Source organism: Sphingobacterium sp. MYb388 (assembly GCF_037479535.1).
GTDB classification, from domain to species: domain Bacteria; phylum Bacteroidota; class Bacteroidia; order Sphingobacteriales; family Sphingobacteriaceae; genus Sphingobacterium; species Sphingobacterium anhuiense.
Genome location: NZ_JBBGYV010000002.1, coordinates 829466 through 847340, shown reverse-complemented (window position 1 = coordinate 847340; position 17875 = coordinate 829466). Strand labels below are relative to the sequence as shown.

The following is a 17875-nucleotide window of genomic DNA, read 5'->3' as shown; positions in this document are numbered from 1 at the left end:
TAACAATTGTATTGTATGAACAAAATTTTTACATCCAGAAGAACTTTTATTAACAATAGTCTCGCATTAATAACAGGAACAATTTGCTATCCGTCTACTTTATTTCCTGCTAATGTCCGGCTTGACGATAACTTAAGGGCTAAAGTTAAGAATTTAGTTTTTTTATTTCAGGGGGATTCTATTACAGATGGAAACAGGGGACGTAGTCTTGATCCTAATCATATTATGGGACATGGTTATGCCCATTCCGTATCGAGTAGAATTGGCGCCGATTTTCCTGATCAAGGATTTGAATTTTATAACAGAGGAATAAGTGGTAATAAAGTTTCCGATCTTTTGAAAAGATGGGAAGAGGATACAATAGCTCTTAAACCAGATGTATTAAGTATATTAGTTGGTATTAACGATGTGATTTTCTCCGTAAATACTTTGAAAGGAGAATCTATTTTAGCAGATTTTGAACAAGAGTATAGATTTCTACTTCAGAAAGCCCGTAGAAGTAATCCCGAAGTTCTTCTTGTTTTAGGTCTTCCGTTTGTTTATCCTATTAGTAATATTAAAAATAACTGGGACTTGTATGAGAAAGGGGTATCTCAACAATGTCAAGTTATTAAAAAGCTAGCTAATGAATTTGATGCTATTTTACTGGACTACAAATTGATTTTTGATCAAGCCATCAAAAAGATGCCCGTAAATTATTGGATCTGGGATGGTATTCACCCGACTGTATTTGGACATGAACTTATGTCTAGGTATTGGATTGAAAAGGTCAGTGAAAGAATTAAGTTTTTAAAATTTTATGTAAAATGAAAGTGATGAGTTTTATGCAATAACAGATCTGGAGAAATTTAAACTCAGATTATATTTTATACGTATTAGTATATACGACACCCATGATGTTAATCTTATACGCTCGCCCTGGAGCTTATAGACATAGTAAGAACTTTGAGGTACAGGTAAGTGATGATGGTACAAACTTTACTTCAGCAGGCGTGTTTCAAAAGATATATAGCCAAGGCCCGCAATACTTCCACTTCAACAGCGAGCATAGCGTAAAATCATTTAAAATTATTCTTAAATCCTCTTGGGATGGGACAGGCGATGCCGCTATAGCTGAATTGGGGCTTTACTAATTAATTATAAAAAGGAACTAATAATAAAAGGCTTATGAGCGTAAACCTCATAAGCCTTTCACAATGGTTTTTCAATTCGATAAAAAAATCACTTCCGTAGATATCGGACTCGTTCCATAGAATATGATGAATTGATCTCTAAATTGGTAATGACAGAAAAGGTTTAGCTGAAAAATCTGAATTAAAACAATAATCCTTTCATAAAAGAGAATACCATATATGCCTGGATCGGAATTGGTGAAAGTGGACTGGTATATTAGCATTTTACAGGTTCTGACTCTATAACCTTTGAGTATTCATTAATTTGAGTTACAGTTTTAATATTTTACTGAAAATAAAATTGATAAATTTTGAAAAAAATATTTTGATTTTAAATAATTTACACTTATCTTTGTCTTAGAATCAAGCATGATTGCGGTACTAAAAATAGTAGATTTTCCCTACATTGTATGTCTACTTCTCTCAATTGCTAATTTTTGTTATTCATAAAAAGTGCGCAGTACTCTTAGAGCTTGACTCCGATCAACCTTCAATTTACACACATCCTTTTTCTTTCTAGCAGATCGATTAACTTCTGAAAGTCATATATTATGTCTTTTACAGCAGTTCAGAATTAAATAATTTATAATAAAAACAATAATATAATGCAAGAAGGAACAGTAAAATTCTTTAACGTTACTAAAGGTTTCGGTTTTATTACACCAGCAAACGGTGGTCAGGATGTATTTGTACATTCAACAGGTTTAATGGATGATATCCGCGAAAACGAAAAAGTTACTTACGAAGTAGAAAATGGTCAAAAAGGTGTTAACGCATTTAATGTGCGTATAGCAAGATAAAAGAATTCGGGAATTATACTAATTCTCGGTATTTTTGATGTAGTGATTAGCAATTTTGCTAATTAACTACATTTTTTTAACATGTACCCTCCAATCCAAAACCTTTACATAAAAGGACTAGAATGGCATTTACTTTATATTCCTGATCAATTGCCAAATCATATTCCTTCTATTCATTACACCACCTAAGCTGTATTATTACCCTATAAATGAAGTTCATCATCCGCTTCTAATCATAATTATTTTTCTATTGCATAAATTTTTAAGATTTATTATTATTGCGGTTGATTCGATATGATATTGTAAATAATACACACTGAAAAAATTAAATTAACATGTCATTTTTAGATTATGTACTGCAACCGCCTTCCTACGGGTGGCAAGACGAGACGGGTAAACTAATTAAACCAAGCAACAAAGAGATCATCAGTGAATTCTTTAAAAGACTTAACATCTTCAAAGACCGCAGAAACTGGCTACCTTTTTTTAGCTGGCTCAAAATCGCCTGCCTCATTCCATTTTTCTTTATTTTTTTAACGAATTACCTAACTTGGTGGACAGTTTTGGCCGCCTTCGTATACAGTATGATCATCATGGGTACCCACGGAACGATCTGGCACCACCGCTATTGTACGCATGGAGCCTATAAGTTTAAAAATCCTTTTTGGCGGTTTGTTACGCAAAATCTCACAATCAGTGTTATTCCAGAAGAAATATATGTCATATCACACCACGTACATCATGCCAAATCAGATCAACCAGGTGATCCTTATAATGCCCAAGCTGGGTTTTTATACTGTTTTCTTGCAGATGTCAATCACCAGCCGATATCTAAGAACCTGAATGAGCAGGATTATAACAGAGTTAAATCCCTGATGTCACATACGGGTGTACCAGCGAACTCTTATCATCAATATAAAAAATGGGGATCATATGTACCTCCTGTTTATGCTATAGTATCATCATTATTAAACTGGGCATTTTGGTACACTGTATTTTTCCTAATAGGCGGTCATCCACTTGCTTGCAGTTTGTTTGGTGCGGCAGCTTTCTGGGGAATTGGTGTCCGTACTTTTAACTATGAAGGTCATGCCAAAGGAGAAGATAAACAAAAGGAAGGCACAGATTTCAGTGTGAATGACAAATCTATCAACCAGGTATGGCCCGGAATTGTGGCAGGAGAATGGCATAATAATCACCATTTATTTCCTAAAAGTGCACGAAGTGGTTTTAAACCTCATCAGGTAGATCTCGCTTGGTATTACATCAAATTAATGCATAAACTGGGCGCTATATCTAGCTATAGAGATGACAAGAAATTGTTTTACAAACAGTATCACAATCCTTATCTCGAAGCAAAAATGAACAAAAAAAAAGATAATGTTAGTGCTGAAATGTAATCATAAAATAGCGTAAATATCATGATCTCTTTTGTTTTCGAAAATGTTATTGCACTGTAGATCTTATCTCAATCCAGATAATTATTCGCAAAATAAAAAATAATACAGGAACGCCTAACTTTAATTAAAAAGTTAGGCGTTCTTACATTAATTATTTATAATCATTTAATGCTGGTGTCCATGATGCTTTCCTTCATCAGTACCTTTCGCTCCCTGGGCTACGTCGACTGTAAAATCTGCCGTGTGCACTTGTCCCTCAATTTTAAACTGCGCCCACATGCGGTATACTCCCGCTTTTTTAATATTGGTTTGCGCATATATCGGAAAGCGCTTGTCTGATACCGGATGGCTATGAAGGAAATCTTTATCTTTTGCTCCGATCATAACAATATGAGCCGTTGCTCCTAAATAATTTTGAAAATCGCTTTCCACGAGTTTCTTGCCATTCTTTTCGACTGAGAATTGCAGATCCTGTGTCTGATTTGTTTTTAGATCATTAGCATTAATCAAAGTAACGGTATATCCTGCTGTTGTTGAAACTGCTTTTGGATTCAATTTAAAAGAACTGGTAGCCACATTACCTGTTACTTCAAGTTTCTTCATCGTAACTTCTCCAGCCAATCCCTTAGGTTTGTAATCTGTAAACAGCAGGTAGTTGCCTGCGGCAGGAAATATTTCTTTCACACTATAACTACCATCCTGCTGTTCTTCGGGATGAATATGATCAAACCAAGATAAATCTTCATTTACAACCAAGAGATGCATTTTCATTTCATGTACCTCCTCAAGTGCAACATTTTTTTCATTTTCCTTGATCGAAATCGACAGCGCTGTTTGTTTTCCGGCTTCTATAGGCCGCGGCGAAGCTAAAATACTAACCGCCAACTTAGCCTCATCCTCCTTATGAATAGGCTGTAATTCCATACCACATTTGGTACATTTTTCACCTTTATGTCCTGTTACTTCAGGGTGCATAGTACAGGCATAAGTATGATCGTGATTGTGAATCGAGTCTTGTTGTGCTGTCATGGTTTCTGTTGTACTATTTCCGGGATTGTTACAAGCTACGACTGTTGTCATGGCCGTCAATCCTAAAAATATAATTTTAAAATTTTTCATATATGCATAGTGTTTGTAGATTAAATCTTGAAATCTACCTTTTTGTTTTCCGTCCTACTTAAATATCTACTATCGAAAGGACAATACAAAGATGAGCAAAAGTTGGGCTTTCTATTTTACGGTATTTTGAGTTTGATTTGTAAAATTTACTGATTCCACTTTTGCTAACCCCCCATAACATTTCTTTGCATGCTATGCGCCATCACTGCAAACTGTATTAACTGAAGATTAAATTAGGGATGTCTGGCACGATTTTCAACGTACTTAAATTCAACAAATTAATATGATGAAACTTATTCTATTAACAGGTATCTCTCTTTTCACCCTCAGTTTTAGTGCTTGCGCGCAACAAAATGGAGCAAAAAATGAAAGTACGGCTATATACACCGATAGTCTGGAACATGATCAAGAACTCGGACTAACTCCTCAACAGGAAGAAAAAATTAATGCGATAAATAAAAGCACAGCGTCTAAGTTTGAAGCAATTGGTCGCAATTCATCTTTATCTGGCTATCAAAAGGGACAAAAGAAACGCGAACTTGCATTGCAACATAAGAACGAAATTTTTAACATATTAACTGCAGAACAACAAAAAACCTGGTTGGAAAAATATGGTGATGAACGAGCCTCCATTAAAGATAATGTGACCGACAAGGCAGATGAGGCATTAGAAAAATTGGAAAATCGTTATGATGCCGACAAAAAACTTATTGAGGCTGATCATTATTTAAGCAAAAGCGAAAAGAAAATACGTCTCGAAAAGTTAAAAAAAAATTATAAAAATGAAAAAGAAAAGTTAAAAGAAGCGAAAGAGAAAGCGACATCGAGTGGTTTGCTTCAAGGAAGATAATGGCACAGGAAGATAGTAATAAGACCTACATCCAAGCGCCATCAATCAATTTCATTCGCAATTCATAGACTTATAAAAGCTAACTTATTTCATTAAAACGATTTGCTCTTCTAAATGTTCCCATATCATTAAAACGGACACCATGTGCTTTCATGATTTCATGTGCTTTTTTACGGGCGATATGCCTTACATAGAACGATTCATTAACGACAAAATGATGAATACCATGTGTCCATCCGAAAAAGAAACAGAATATCTGAAATGGATAAGTCCACCAAACGGTTAGTATCTGCGTCTGTTCGATTACGTTTCCTTTTTCTACATCTCCAAAATAATGTAAATTTGAAGTGATAAAATGGAGACAGAACTGGCGCAATAAATTTGGTAATAGGATAATATAAATAATAGGACTACACCAACTTAATATTGATTTAATCATTGCTGGAAAAACGAAGCCTATTTCAAATTTTCGATTTAAAAAGTCAAGTAATAAATCTGCACCAAAGAAATACAAAATTAGATGTGAAACGATGGTCAGAGAAATTAATCCAAAGACACCGCACAGTTTAAGTTTATGAGCAGTTTCAAATTTCAAATTGCCATTGTCTACTTCACGTTTAATATCAGAGAATAATCCTCTGACGCGAAGTAAATTTCCTAAAACCAAATCCGGAGTAAACAAAAGACGTTTCAATGTCCATTTTTCACCATTAGTAACACCTCTTTCTTCGACATCATGTAAGGTACCCGAAAAACGATGGTGATGTAAATGCAGTGTGCGCCTAAACCAAGGATTTAAAGTAAGAGGTCTTAAGATCCATACAGAAAATAACATCACATTATGAATGGCTTTATTACCTTTAAAGTACATGTAATGAATTAAATCATGTTCCAATTCATGCAAAACGCCAAACAAAAATGCATTTACTACGATTAAGATCCAAGCTGGAACAACATCAATATACCACAGATATCCCAACAGTAGACTCACGCCCACACAGAGCAAAAAAATGCTGAGTCCGATCGCATTTTGGTATTTTAGCAAAGGATATTTAGATTTTAATGCTTTATAAGACTCAATTATCTCTTTTCTGATTTTACTTGTCCGTTCTTGATGCGTCACAATTTTCTCACTTAAAATTTCCTTGCAAGATACCTAATCTTGGACAAATAAATGGTTTTAAGCTCAAAAGCAAACACAGAGCTGACATAAGCTGATGTTTAAAACACTCTAACATTACCTTTGAAGTGTTTCTTTTCTTTATTTTCCATGAGCTGCACTTAAGGGGAAATAAACTGCAGTTTCAATTTTTCATTTCACAACTGTAAAATACTGTAAATCATACAGTTACCAGGAAAAACTAAACGATATCTTATTCAAATATATTAAGATTCATATAAGAAAATTAAAGTAAAAATCTTAAATTGCCTATACAATTTATGCAATCTATGAAAACTTTACTTACACTTATTCTTTGTTTGACTGGCTTATTAAGCTATAGTCAAACCTCAAAAGAGCTCATCGGAAAATGGAAACTTGTCAAAGAGACTAAAAATGGTGTCGTGACAAATCCAAAAGAAACCTACCAAATATTTATGGAAGGGGGAACATTTAAAGGAGTTAGCGGAGAAAATTCCCGTAAAGGAAAATGGAAACTTTCTGATGACAATAAATCACTTACAATTAAAATCAGCATCATTTCTATAACTTTCAAAGTAGATCAATTCGATGCTAAAAAAAGGGTGATCAGCAATGACAAAACCGGAACATTAGAATATGAAAAAGTTTCGGACAATCCGGAAGAATAATTAATATCCAAGAATATATCGTTTCTAGGAAGTCACTAAAAGAAAGTTTTTATTGAACACAAAATAATCTTGTCCGTCAGCAAATCTGTTGTCGGTGTACTATTTTCTTTTTTAGGTCATAAAATCTTTTATGATATAAAAAGACCATAAAATACGTAAGCACTTGCAAATAGTAATAGTCTTATATAAATAGATTTAAGTGATCTTAAGCCATTTAATATGTTACGGATATTAATAAATTTTGTTTTAATCCATATTCTCAGTTACAGGATGATAATCTTCCTATAACTGAAAATAGAATTATGCATATTATTTATAATCTAACAAAGCTGTCGCCTCACAATTTTGATCACTTACAAAGCGGATCCATCTTGCTTGGAAGTCTTTCGGAAAATCAAATTTGAGTGTCTGTCCATTTTTCACCGCTAGTGTTTTAAAAGTCATCCAATTATCATCTCCACCAGGGTCAACCTCTAATGTTATATTGACAGTTCCCTTTGCATTATGCGAGAGCGCTAATGATTTATGGTCATAAAAACCAATCAGGTAAGGATCTGAAGAAGTTCCTTTTTGAACGGCAGTTTTGTACCAAGGCCCGCCATGCCCTTTTGGTTTACCCAACTTCCAAAGATCATCAATGGCACCTGCCCATACCGCAGCTTTTTTATCAGTTGAAACAAAGATGTGCTCTGAATTGGATTTTGCTTTTTCCAGATCTAACCCCGTCATGATCAGCATACCGCGATAAGAAGCGTAATCATTGATTTTCAGATTGTGTGATGATACAGGACGTATTTTTGCATATCCATCTGCATTTTCAGCAGGAAGTTCATAAAATGTACCGTGCAGATTAAACAAATCGCGCTCGGTTGCAACTTCTCTACAGATCCGCAGTGCTCCATCATTGGTCAATGATGTAAATGAATCGTCTCCTAACGGCAGTCTCCAACGGCGTCCTTTGTCATCGACTATCAAAGCCGATGATGGTTCAATATTGACAACCTGCTGTGGGATGCTGTACTTTGTTTCGATTAACTGTTCCGTTTTTGCATCCGATTTTGGAACTAAATTGAATTTATCATCCATTTCATAATAGCCGACTTTCTCCTTCTGTCCCTTATGATTATAATCGTATGCTAATAAGCCTAAACTTCTGCGATTTTGCCCCAAACTGTACAAAAGACCACCGGAAAACTCTCTATCTGTAGATATACCTGTAAATATTTTATCCGCTTTTGTTTCACGCTTATCTGCATCGTGATAGTTAAAATGCACACTTAACTGAGCATCTTGGTCTGATTTGAGACGAATCCACTCGCCCTGCTCTTTTGAGGAGAAAGATTTATGAAGCGTTTCACCTGCTCTTAGGGGATATTCTCCTATTTTAGACCATTTACCATCCCCGTTCAGATCGACCTCTGCCGTCAGTACAATAGACTTATCACTGTGGTTGTGCATCCATGATGAACGGCTGCTCCAGCCTACGAACAACATCGGATCGGAGTACACGCCAGCTTTTACATCGTCCTGTTGCCATACTGAACCTTCTGAGGCGTTTGGTCCTAAATGATCAATCGTACTGCGATCGGTAAACCAAAGATTGGAATGTGACTGCCCAGGTCCTTCCAAGTTTCCCTTTGCTTTTCTTTTATTTAAAAATTCCTTTTGTGCAGAGTCGTCGGTACCAAAGACAAGTTTATCGTTCCATCTTGTGAAATCACCAATTACTTTTAGATAAGCTGACTTAGGACGTATTCCTGCTGTCGTGTTATTAGTAAATGTCCCCGGGAATGACCAGAACATACCGTGCATAGTCATGATATAATCGTTCTGTCCTTCTTTTCCGACATTACGAATACGAGGCCACTCGGTATTCCAACCATGAGCACCATCGTAACTACGGCTTGCTTTTGGCAATCTAAAAAAGGTCCATTGTCCCGCTCCTCTTACACCTAGCAAAATAGATTTATGGTCCCAACCTGTTGCCCATATAGCATCTGTCTGTGGATTTGCATTTCCTTCCACACCTCCAGGTCCTGTCACTTCAACGAACTGATTTCGACGGATAACTTTCCAATTAGTTCCATCCCATTCTGATAAACTTCCAGAAGGTGTATCAAATTGTGTAAGCGCTTTATCTCCATATTCGCCATTATTACTATAAACCAATACGCCTTGCCCAGAATACAATCCTTTGCCGTGATACCCGGGTAAGTTTGCTGTTGGAACATTGCGCCTGTCAGAGGGTTTTAGATTGGTATCTGAATAGAGCCATTTCACATTTAAGCTCTTTACATCGACCTCGTAAAATCCTTCCTCCATAGTACCGTAGAAGATCTTATTGGCAGGATCTGTCAAGTGACGTGCATTTCCTGTAAGCCGGCCGGGCATTTCTTTATTTGGGATAACTCGTACTTCACCTGTTCCGCTGATGGCATAGGGGCCCATAAAAAGTTGCTTGCTTTCTTTATGGATCATGCGATTGGCAGGAGTACCGCCAATGCTTTCTTTACGAACATTCTGATTGAGGTTGGCATCAATTTCATACAATTTATCTGAAGATCCGTGCGGTAAATGAGGCCCATAAGTAATCGCCCAAAGCTTACCAGCCCATGGCATAACAGCTCCAGTACCAGCCTCCCCTTCTTCGTTATACATCGCCAAATGTGGATAAATACCACTTACAGATTTATAGCTTTGTTTTTGTTGCGCATGTGCATTTTGATAAACCAGTGCACCTGAAAAGATTAAAGCAAAAGTTACCTTATTCTTCCAAGAAACGATTCGATTTTTCGTTAATTCAGTCATTGAGTGATTCATGTATTAAAGTGGCTTATAATAAAAGTTTTTAATTCTTATATTTGGTTTGTACTAATCAGGATATAACGCATGGAACGATCATCCTACGAGCAAAATTAATTAAGATTATCCTGATTAAGGAAGCCATTTCTGTACAAACAAAAACCATTATTAACAACAACTTAATATCCTTATTACCAATAAATTAATCATGAGTAAAAACAACTTTGGACAAGACAAAATTGGTAATGACTTCAGATTGTTGGAGCTTTGTTGTCAAGAGGTTGCTTCCAAATTTGGAAAGACGAAAAGTGAACTATGGAAGAATAGTGATTATGTTCAATTGAGTGCACAGCTGAGGCGGGAAACGAAAGTACTGATCAGTGAAAACACGTTAAAAAGAATCTTTGGAAAACTCAAAACGACTGAACGTTATTATCCACAAAAAGCGACAAGAGACGCTCTTGCTGCATTTGTCGGATTCCGGGATTGGCAGGAGTTTGAGAAAGTCCAAAATGCTAAAGAAACTTTCGAACCTTTGGAAGTTGCCGATAATAGAATAGCTCCTGAAACGAAAACAAATGAAATAAGTCCATCAAAAAAAACAGGTGTTAATCGTCTCTTTATTTTTGCGTGTTTAGTTGCTCTCGTACTGCTGACTGCTGTTTGGACATGGTGGCCAAGAAGTGAAAAAAATCCAGCTGTTTATTTGAAATGTCTGAATCCGGAGGGCCATACCCCACACTCGGCAATATTTAAACTTATACCAAAAGACGATGAACATATCCGTTTATCAGACTACGAAATTGAATTTAAAGATGGAAAACGGGGCCGGTCTAGATTTTCAGACAGCACTTTAATACATTACTACGAATTACCTGGAGTTTATTTTCCTATACTATATTATAAAAATAGAATAATCGATACAGCAAGAGTTTTTTTAGCTACTGATGGTTGGGAGGCTACTGCTCAGATCCAATATGACACCACCCGTGTTTATCCAATTTTATTACCCAAAAGTATTAATCGGCAGATTCCCCCTAACCTTAGTATTCACCAAATATTAACCGCTGGAGTTGATACCGTACGTACTTTTTTCACACATTATGCAAACATGCAACCAACAGCAATATCTGGCGATAATATGATGCTGGAGGCTTTCATTACAACTTCTAAAGAAAGACCCGGAGTAAGGTGTTCTCAGGTGGATATTACGTTATATGGAGAAAAAGACCGGCACGAATTATCACTTATGAAACCCGAATGTACGGCATGGAGCTCATACAAGTTTTCGGAGAAGTATAAAAGTGGCAAATCTGAAGATTTACGGACCTTAGGACATAATCTTTCTAATGGAGGACATATTAAGCTCACTATTATCAACAAAGTGGTTACGCTATATATTGAAGGTCAAAAAGTATTTCAAACCCATTATGAAAACTCAATCGGCAATATCTTAGGTGCCAATCTTATGTTTTCCGGAATAGGTAAATTTTCTAATTTCAAAATGGAAAGTCTGCCTTAGGTAATATACGATGCTATAAAAAAACATCATCAAAGAAGACCCATAGTAGTCGCTATGTCCCTTCTTTGATGATGTCAATTCCTTTGGTTAGATAAAATATGTTATTAAAACCCTAGATTTACTTTTAGTTTTTGCAGTACATCAACGTCAGTATCTTTGACACGACCTTCACGATTTGGACCTACGTTTAGAATCAAAATATTATCCTGGGCAGTTGCTTTATGATATAGATCGGCTAGTTCTGCAACAGGACGAGGCGTATTATCATCCGTATGGTAAAACCATCTTTTTCCCAAAACTACTGTTGTTTCAAACGGCATATAATAAACCTGCCCTTGGTTAACAAATAATTTTGGATCTGGATCTTTAGGAAGATAGGGATCCCCTAAGCGGAAATCACTCGGAAAATAACGGATCGGGAAGTACTCCTGCTGGTCATTTGGAAGTACAGGATGCTGGTCAACATTTTTTGGAGAACCGATGGTCCAATTAACTCCTACTTGACATTGCGGCGCACGCTCTTTTACATTTGAATAAAGTTGCTGAATAGGCCAACGGTAATTTTCTTTTTCCCAACCTCCATCTAACCATAACTCGACCACTTTAGTATGTTTCTGCGCCAGCTCCAGTAGTTCATTGATTTGGTTCAGCATATATTTATTGTAGGCAAAGTCTGCTTTAACATTCTTTACATCTCCATTTTCTTTCCGGTCCCATAGTGAATAATAAAGTCCTAAACGGATACCTTGTTCCTCACACTCTTTAGCTATAGCTGCTACAACATTTGTTTTATTACCAGAATTGGCAACATCATACTCCGTATATTTACTATCCCAAAGACAGAAACCATCATGATGTTTGGCAACTAGGATAATATATTTCATTCCCGAATTTTTGGCTGTAGCTACCCACTGCTTCGCGTCGATTGTGGTTGGACTATAAGAGGAGGCTGGTTTTGATCCATCTGTCCATTCCTCATTATGAAAAGTATTGATACCAAAATGCACGAACATGCCATATTTACGCTTGATTTGCTCCAACTGATATTTGCTAGGCTGTGCAGATGATGCCGGCACATGTACCTTTGATTGCCCAAAGGTATAGGAACCTATCGCTAAAAGCATCAACACGAGGATGTTTTTCTTATTGATCATAATTTATTTTGAATGCTAAATTTTAAATCGTTTATAATTTCTACTTGAGCGTAAGAAAATTTGTAACATTATGGCAGATACCATCAATCATTTTTTTATCTCAGGCAATCATTGATAATCAGGATAAAGTTAGTCGGATAGAAAACAATTAAATGAAACTATATTAACCCGTTATAATGCTATATTATCCGATCTTCAATAATACAGGCTACAGGGAATTTTAAAATCATGATATTTCTATGTTTCTTCATTTATACATCAGTTTGGTCGGCCTTTTGCTATATTAAAGTAACTATAAAATCACATCAAATGTATATTCTAAAAAGCATGATTGTGTCCGGATTTTTCCTTTTGACACTTAACAGCTGTAATCAACCAACTTCCAAAACCCAAGCCCCGGCAGCACCGTCCGAAACGGCACCAACATTAACCATTGATGGCAATTATGTTACTGCTGAATATGATAAAAGAGCGGAGGGATTTGACTGGGTTGGTGTTACTATTAAAAGCGAACAGGACAGCAGCATTACGATACAGGTTAGGTCCCGTGCCGACAATAAAAAACCGACTTGTACACTTGATGCGAAAGCAACGAAAACAAAAGATAATACATACAGAGCAACTTTAGAAGGGAAAGCAGTATTATTTGCATTTGATGCAACTAGTTTGACGATTACACCAGAAAATCCTGCTGATGCAGCAGTATTAAATTTCTACTGTTCAGGTGGAGGATCTTTAGCTGGAACATACAAGAAAAATGCTGAAGCACTGGATCCAACGCAAATAGATAAAACCTCCTATCAAAAAACTTTAAGTCTTCAAGGTATCACTTTCGATATACAAAGTATCAACAAAGATGGAAAAGAACAATTAAGTATTACTCCTGCCGGTCTTAGTGTTGACAACCAAATCGTAACTCATGATATCACTGGAGAGACAGTTTTAAATGCAGAAATAGAAGATATGAATAGCGATGGATATCCAGAATTACTTATTTATACGCAATCTCATGGCAGTGGAAGTTATGGAAATGTAATTGGCTATTCCGTTAATAACGGTAAATCGATGAGTACAATATTCTTTCCCTCAGTATCTGAAAACGCTAAGATAAATCAAGGTTATCAAGGGCATGATGAGTTCGCTATGGTAGAAACATCTCTGGCACAGCGTTTCCCGATATATAAAGATCGTGATACAAATGCAAAACCAACAGGTAAAACACGTCAAATCGAGTATGAACTAAAAGATGGAGAGGCTTCCCGAAAATTGGTAGTCAAGAAGGTTAGCGAATTTTAATTTTTTTTCATTTAGACGTAGTTTGGTCGGCCTTTTGCTATACTAAAGCAACTATAAAATCACTTCAAATGTATATTCTAAAAAGCATGATTGTGTCCGGATTTTTCCTTTTGACACTCAGTAGCTGCAATCAACCAACTTCCAAAACCCAAGCACCGGCAGCAGCGACTGAAACGGCTCCTGCATTAACCATAGACGGTAATTATGTAACTGCTGAATATGATAAAAGAAGAGAGGGATTTGACTGGGTTGGTGTCACGATTAAAAGCGAACAGGACAGCAGTATCACGATACAGGTGAGATCTCGTGCTGACAAGAAAAAACCGACTTGTACACTTGATAAAAATGCAACCAAAATTAAAGAGGGAGTTTATCAGGCCTCACTTCAAGGAAAGAATGTATTATTTACTTTCGATGGTACTTCTTTAACGATAGCACCAGAAAAATCTGAAGATGATGGAGTTTTAAATTATTACTGCTCGGGTGGCGGATCGCTAGCAGGCACTTATAAAAGGATTACTGAAGCATTAGATGCTACGCAGGTTGATAGTCTTAAATAAGATAAAATTTATAAAAAGCAAAGCGGGCTGGAATTATTTCAGCCCGCTTTGCTTTTTATAGTGTATTTCCTTTGGCATACAGTTCATAAAATACAATAGTTGCATTAATATTGTTTCTACAAAATAAACAACCCACACATTTACATTCAATCACAATTGCCTAAATATTTTACAAACTGGATCCTATTCTTATTAACGTATTTTAAGATCTGTCTTAACATCACTTTTACTCATATTATGGATACCTAGTGACAAATCATCTCCTGCTGTCGCTGTATTATTTTTGATCACCACATGCTGGCAGTTATCCAATACGATGGCTGGAATAGTCTGGTTTGAATCTACAGCTAAAGGAAAATTAGAAGTACTAACTGCTATCCGATTTCTTTCAAATTGAAGACCATCAACACTTTTTGCCCGTAACACATAAGGAGAAAAAACCTTAAAGTCATTGTCAAGAATGTTTATATTACGGTGAACATAATGTCCTTTTAGCTGCACTTTGTTTTCAGGAAGGATGGCGATTGCATAATTAAATCCAGGTAGATTGTAGCCACATTCAACAAATGAATTATTTTTAATGGTCACATCGCTAACAGCCCCTGACTCAAACCAGCTGTTCACATCTCCTGCGATCAAAATACCGTGCATCCCTGTCCGGTAAAATATATTACCTTCAATATGTACCTTACGTGGAGTTGTTACCAATATCCCCCTTGCATTAGTCCGTTCAAATCGACTGTTACGAATATCGACTTCGGGCGTCCATGTTAAGTTTTCAACGGCATCGCCAATTTTTGTATTTGTAGGTATACTACCATTCAATTTCAATCGAATTTTAGTTAAAGATAATGTTTCAATACCTGTAACCGTTAACTGTCCCAATGGTTGTATAGCCTCTCTACTCACAATACTAATCGTATCATGAAGTGTAAAAGCATCAAAGCCGTAAGATTGATGATGTTTAAATTCGACTATTAATTCTTTCGGAGATACAATTTCAGCGATCTGTAGATATGTTCCGTGAACATTGATCGGATCATCATGCAGGCCTTTAAAATGACAGTTGGAAACTTTGATCTTCCCTTTGCAACCCGAAAACTGCATCCCGTCAGCAAAAGCAGCAATAGACCTTCCTTTAACGGGCACGACTTTTACTTGTTCATAATCCAGATTTTCGGAAAACTGAGAGGTAATACCAATGCCATGCATATAGTTCATGGTGAGATTAAAGAGTTTGATGTTTTTAGACCGATAGATAAATCCCCCAACTTCGTCCCGAACAGTATTACGCATACTTAATATACCCCCAACTTTATAATCAGCCTTTAGTTCCCCCTCAAAACGCAAAATATTGGGTGCTATTTCTTTTACTCTGGCCTTGGCTAATGGTTCATATTTACTATAAAGACTTATCCCCTGTGCCGTATCTACCATCATCGTGTGTAAATGGTCTCCGGGTGTCCAACCCTCCCCATACCAAAATAACTTATTATTCTTGAGCGTGTAGGTCGATGTGGGATTTACTTGAGCGACCAGATATCCTGCACCTACTTCTTTTATGGTCATTTCGGACATCGTAGGTCGTTCAAAGGTAATAGTCAGATCCTGCAAACGAATATTCTGACTTCGGATAATGGAAAATGTAGTCATTTTACCATAGAATACAAATTCGGCACCATTTCCTTCTACCACCAGATCATGCATATCTTCTATTAACATTCCGATATGTTTGGTTTTATCTGGCCATTCTGTTTCTGAGGAACTATTGGTAATATATAATTTTCTTTGCGCAGCTTTCTCAGGCCAAAAATCATAACGTCCCGGTTGTAAGACAAGTTTCTTCGCTTTTTTATCTTTACACTGCTTTAACACCTGTTGCATCGCAGCAGATACATCTACAAATGTATTGGGTTGTAGGCCATGCTCATTTGCTTGAATTGTCTGCGCAAGTGCTCCATGACCAACCGTTACAAAGAATACCATCAAAAAAAGAATCGCCTGGCCCAATATTTTATTCATATAGTGTTTCTCCAATTACTTCTAAAATAGCGCTTTCCACTAAAAGTAAAAGACACTATTTTACCATCTATTAGTGCTATGTTGACATTAAAACATGCCCATTTAACATAAACATCAAAAAAAGCCAGTTAAAGAAAATGGATTTCCTTTGACTGGCTTTCATCACTATAACTATTTCTCTATTTAAACACAGATTCCAGCACTTCCCCTGTCCACGCTAAGGGCTTTTTAAGTCCAAACAAATGCAAGATCATAGCTGCCGTATTTACCGTATTGTTAGGTTCTTCAATTTTTAATCCTTTCTTAATTTTTGGTCCTATAACTCCCCATGGTACGATCATCTCATCGACACTTACACCGCCATGTCCATATTCAATACCACCATGATCTGATAAGAACATAAAATTGGTGCCCTCATATAGACCTTCTTTTTTCATTTTCTCTAAAAATATGCCTATTTGCACGTCAGCTTCTTCAATCGATTTGATGTATTCTGGAGACATCCATTTATGACTATGCCCGGCATGATCGGTATGTACTGAGTAAAGGAATACAAGGGTTGGATCTTTCTTATTTTTCACAATAAAATTAAATGCTTTATCGTAATTTTCAATATAGGCATCATCTTTTAAGTAGCTAACTTCATCAAAATTTTTCTGATTATGCGGGTAGAAGAGATTAATCCAGTTATAGTAAAAGGCAGTTTTAACATTTGGCATTTGTTCTTTGACAACGGTAAATACAGAAGGGTAATAGCCCTGAGCATCTTTTACCACTGCCGGTAACTTAAATTTATCGATCTGCCAGCCATTATCTACTACTCCGTGCTGTTCTGGCCCACTTCCAGTAAGATGACTGGTCCAATTTGGAAGGGTTACGGAAGGCATGACCCCCCTAGTAGTCATCGATAATGCTCCTTCTGCCATTAAAGCATCAAGATTTGGTGTATGTGCCTGCTTGAATCCTTCGACAGAAATTCCGTCCAATGCGATCATTACTATTCGCTTACTTTTAGGTCCACCAGCTAGCGCTGTACAAACAGTGGTCAAAATCAACAATAAATTAATTGCGATAATTTTTTTCATTTTCATCATAAATATTTGGTTCTTTAATTACGTTAATTGCCATTAATTGTAGTTCTTCCCATTATTAAATCATTCCACTTAAAGATGTAAATAGCATACAAAAAACAACATGGATTAATTTCAAATTTATAAACAAAAATTTAACATAAGTAAACTCTAATGTAAATTTTATATTAATAAACAGTCAATTACATATTAAAAAACACAAAATGTTTAGCAAAACTAAATACAACATCTATCTGTTGACGTATTACAAGGTGCTCCACTGATTTAAATTTCGTTAT

15 protein-coding genes are annotated in these 17875 nt (G+C 36.2%); 9 read left to right on the top strand and 6 right to left on the bottom strand.

The annotated features are described in order from the left end of the window. Positions 1 to 15 precede the first annotated feature (15 nt). From WH188_RS09475 to WH188_RS09460, 4 genes are all read left to right on the top strand, one after another. Positions 16 to 810, top strand: a complete 795-nt coding sequence (locus tag WH188_RS09475) for an SGNH/GDSL hydrolase family protein (protein WP_339423888.1) — start codon at positions 16 to 18, stop codon at positions 808 to 810. Positions 811 to 893: 83 nt separating this feature from the next. Continuing rightward, a complete protein-coding gene (locus tag WH188_RS09470) occupies positions 894 to 1133 on the top strand; it encodes a discoidin domain-containing protein (RefSeq protein ID WP_168127380.1) in 240 nt (79 codons plus the stop codon). 644 nt (positions 1134 to 1777) lie between these two features. Further along, positions 1778 to 1972 carry a cold-shock protein gene (locus tag WH188_RS09465; RefSeq protein WP_132841998.1) on the top strand — a complete coding sequence of 65 codons (195 nt, stop codon included), beginning with the start codon at positions 1778 to 1780 and terminating at the stop codon, positions 1970 to 1972. A gap of 335 nt (positions 1973 to 2307) precedes the next feature. Then, positions 2308 to 3372, top strand: coding sequence for a fatty acid desaturase (locus WH188_RS09460; RefSeq protein WP_168127379.1), 1065 nt, complete (start codon positions 2308 to 2310; stop codon positions 3370 to 3372). A gap of 165 nt (positions 3373 to 3537) precedes the next feature. On the opposite strand, the gene WH188_RS09455 is transcribed toward WH188_RS09460, so the two are convergent. After that, the gene (locus WH188_RS09455) at positions 3538 to 4491 is read right to left on the bottom strand and encodes a heavy metal-binding domain-containing protein (protein WP_237682800.1); all 954 of its coding nucleotides are present in this window, start codon (positions 4489 to 4491) and stop codon (positions 3538 to 3540) included. 283 nt (positions 4492 to 4774) lie between these two features. Here WH188_RS09455 and WH188_RS09450 point away from each other — a divergent pair, with 283 nt between their 5' ends. Continuing rightward, positions 4775 to 5341, top strand: a complete 567-nt coding sequence (locus tag WH188_RS09450) for a hypothetical protein (protein ID WP_168127378.1) — start codon at positions 4775 to 4777, stop codon at positions 5339 to 5341. Between the two features lie 79 nt (positions 5342 to 5420). Here the strand turns inward: WH188_RS09450 and WH188_RS09445 are convergent, their stop codons facing one another. After that, positions 5421 to 6464 carry a fatty acid desaturase gene (locus WH188_RS09445; RefSeq protein WP_339423887.1) on the bottom strand — a complete coding sequence of 348 codons (1044 nt, stop codon included), beginning with the start codon at positions 6462 to 6464 and terminating at the stop codon, positions 5421 to 5423. 326 nt (positions 6465 to 6790) lie between these two features. Between WH188_RS09445 and WH188_RS09440 the strand changes: the two genes are divergently transcribed. Then, positions 6791 to 7150 carry a lipocalin-like domain-containing protein gene (locus WH188_RS09440; protein ID WP_339423886.1) on the top strand — a complete coding sequence of 120 codons (360 nt, stop codon included), beginning with the start codon at positions 6791 to 6793 and terminating at the stop codon, positions 7148 to 7150. Between the two features lie 309 nt (positions 7151 to 7459). On the opposite strand, the gene WH188_RS09435 is transcribed toward WH188_RS09440, so the two are convergent. After that, complete coding sequence (locus WH188_RS09435; RefSeq protein WP_339423885.1) at positions 7460 to 9970, bottom strand: hypothetical protein; 2511 nt, start codon at positions 9968 to 9970, stop codon at positions 7460 to 7462. 190 nt (positions 9971 to 10160) lie between these two features. Here WH188_RS09435 and WH188_RS09430 point away from each other — a divergent pair, with 190 nt between their 5' ends. Then, positions 10161 to 11474, top strand: a complete 1314-nt coding sequence (locus WH188_RS09430) for a hypothetical protein (protein ID WP_168127375.1) — start codon at positions 10161 to 10163, stop codon at positions 11472 to 11474. A 104-nt stretch (positions 11475 to 11578) separates the two neighbouring features. On the opposite strand, the gene WH188_RS09425 is transcribed toward WH188_RS09430, so the two are convergent. Beyond that, positions 11579 to 12628: an alpha-L-fucosidase gene (locus WH188_RS09425; protein ID WP_168127374.1), complete on the bottom strand. Its 1050-nt coding sequence runs from the start codon at positions 12626 to 12628 to the stop codon at positions 11579 to 11581. Positions 12629 to 12937: 309 nt separating this feature from the next. Between WH188_RS09425 and WH188_RS09420 the strand changes: the two genes are divergently transcribed. Both WH188_RS09420 and WH188_RS09415 read left to right on the top strand, forming a co-directional pair. Further along, positions 12938 to 13924: a PliI family lysozyme inhibitor of I-type lysozyme gene (locus tag WH188_RS09420; RefSeq protein WP_132841978.1), complete on the top strand. Its 987-nt coding sequence runs from the start codon at positions 12938 to 12940 to the stop codon at positions 13922 to 13924. 68 nt (positions 13925 to 13992) lie between these two features. Then, entirely contained in the window at positions 13993 to 14484 is a 492-nt protein-coding gene (locus WH188_RS09415) for a hypothetical protein (protein ID WP_132841976.1), read from the top strand. 192 nt (positions 14485 to 14676) lie between these two features. Here the strand turns inward: WH188_RS09415 and WH188_RS09410 are convergent, their stop codons facing one another. Further along, positions 14677 to 16506 (bottom strand): right-handed parallel beta-helix repeat-containing protein, encoded by a 1830-nt coding sequence (locus WH188_RS09410; protein ID WP_168127373.1) that lies wholly within the window; start codon positions 16504 to 16506, stop codon positions 14677 to 14679. A 179-nt stretch (positions 16507 to 16685) separates the two neighbouring features. Then, positions 16686 to 17591, bottom strand: coding sequence for an alkaline phosphatase family protein (locus WH188_RS09405; protein WP_206368459.1), 906 nt, complete (start codon positions 17589 to 17591; stop codon positions 16686 to 16688). Positions 17592 to 17875 lie beyond the last annotated feature (284 nt).

Excerpts from the sequence above, each read along its gene's own strand:
- WH188_RS09470 (WP_168127380.1), top strand. The coding sequence starts at position 894 with ATGATGTTAATCTTATACGCTCGCCCTGGAGCTTATAGACATAGTAAG.
- WH188_RS09465 (WP_132841998.1), top strand. The coding sequence starts at position 1,778 with ATGCAAGAAGGAACAGTAAAATTCTTTAACGTTACTAAAGGTTTCGGT.
- WH188_RS09450 (WP_168127378.1), top strand. The coding sequence starts at position 4,775 with ATGATGAAACTTATTCTATTAACAGGTATCTCTCTTTTCACCCTCAGT.
- WH188_RS09415 (WP_132841976.1), top strand. The coding sequence starts at position 13,993 with ATGTATATTCTAAAAAGCATGATTGTGTCCGGATTTTTCCTTTTGACA.
- WH188_RS09425 (WP_168127374.1), bottom strand. The coding sequence starts at position 12,628 with ATGATCAATAAGAAAAACATCCTCGTGTTGATGCTTTTAGCGATAGGT.
- WH188_RS09405 (WP_206368459.1), bottom strand. The coding sequence starts at position 17,591 with ATGAAAAAAATTATCGCAATTAATTTATTGTTGATTTTGACCACTGTT.
- WH188_RS09440 (WP_339423886.1), top strand. The coding sequence starts at position 6,791 with ATGAAAACTTTACTTACACTTATTCTTTGTTTGACTGGCTTATTAAGC.
- WH188_RS09420 (WP_132841978.1), top strand. The coding sequence starts at position 12,938 with ATGTATATTCTAAAAAGCATGATTGTGTCCGGATTTTTCCTTTTGACA.
- WH188_RS09455 (WP_237682800.1), bottom strand. The coding sequence starts at position 4,491 with ATGAAAAATTTTAAAATTATATTTTTAGGATTGACGGCCATGACAACA.
- WH188_RS09430 (WP_168127375.1), top strand. The coding sequence starts at position 10,161 with ATGAGTAAAAACAACTTTGGACAAGACAAAATTGGTAATGACTTCAGA.
- WH188_RS09460 (WP_168127379.1), top strand. The coding sequence starts at position 2,308 with ATGTCATTTTTAGATTATGTACTGCAACCGCCTTCCTACGGGTGGCAA.
- WH188_RS09435 (WP_339423885.1), bottom strand. The coding sequence starts at position 9,970 with ATGAATCACTCAATGACTGAATTAACGAAAAATCGAATCGTTTCTTGG.
- WH188_RS09475 (WP_339423888.1), top strand. The coding sequence starts at position 16 with ATGAACAAAATTTTTACATCCAGAAGAACTTTTATTAACAATAGTCTC.
- WH188_RS09410 (WP_168127373.1), bottom strand. The coding sequence starts at position 16,506 with ATGAATAAAATATTGGGCCAGGCGATTCTTTTTTTGATGGTATTCTTT.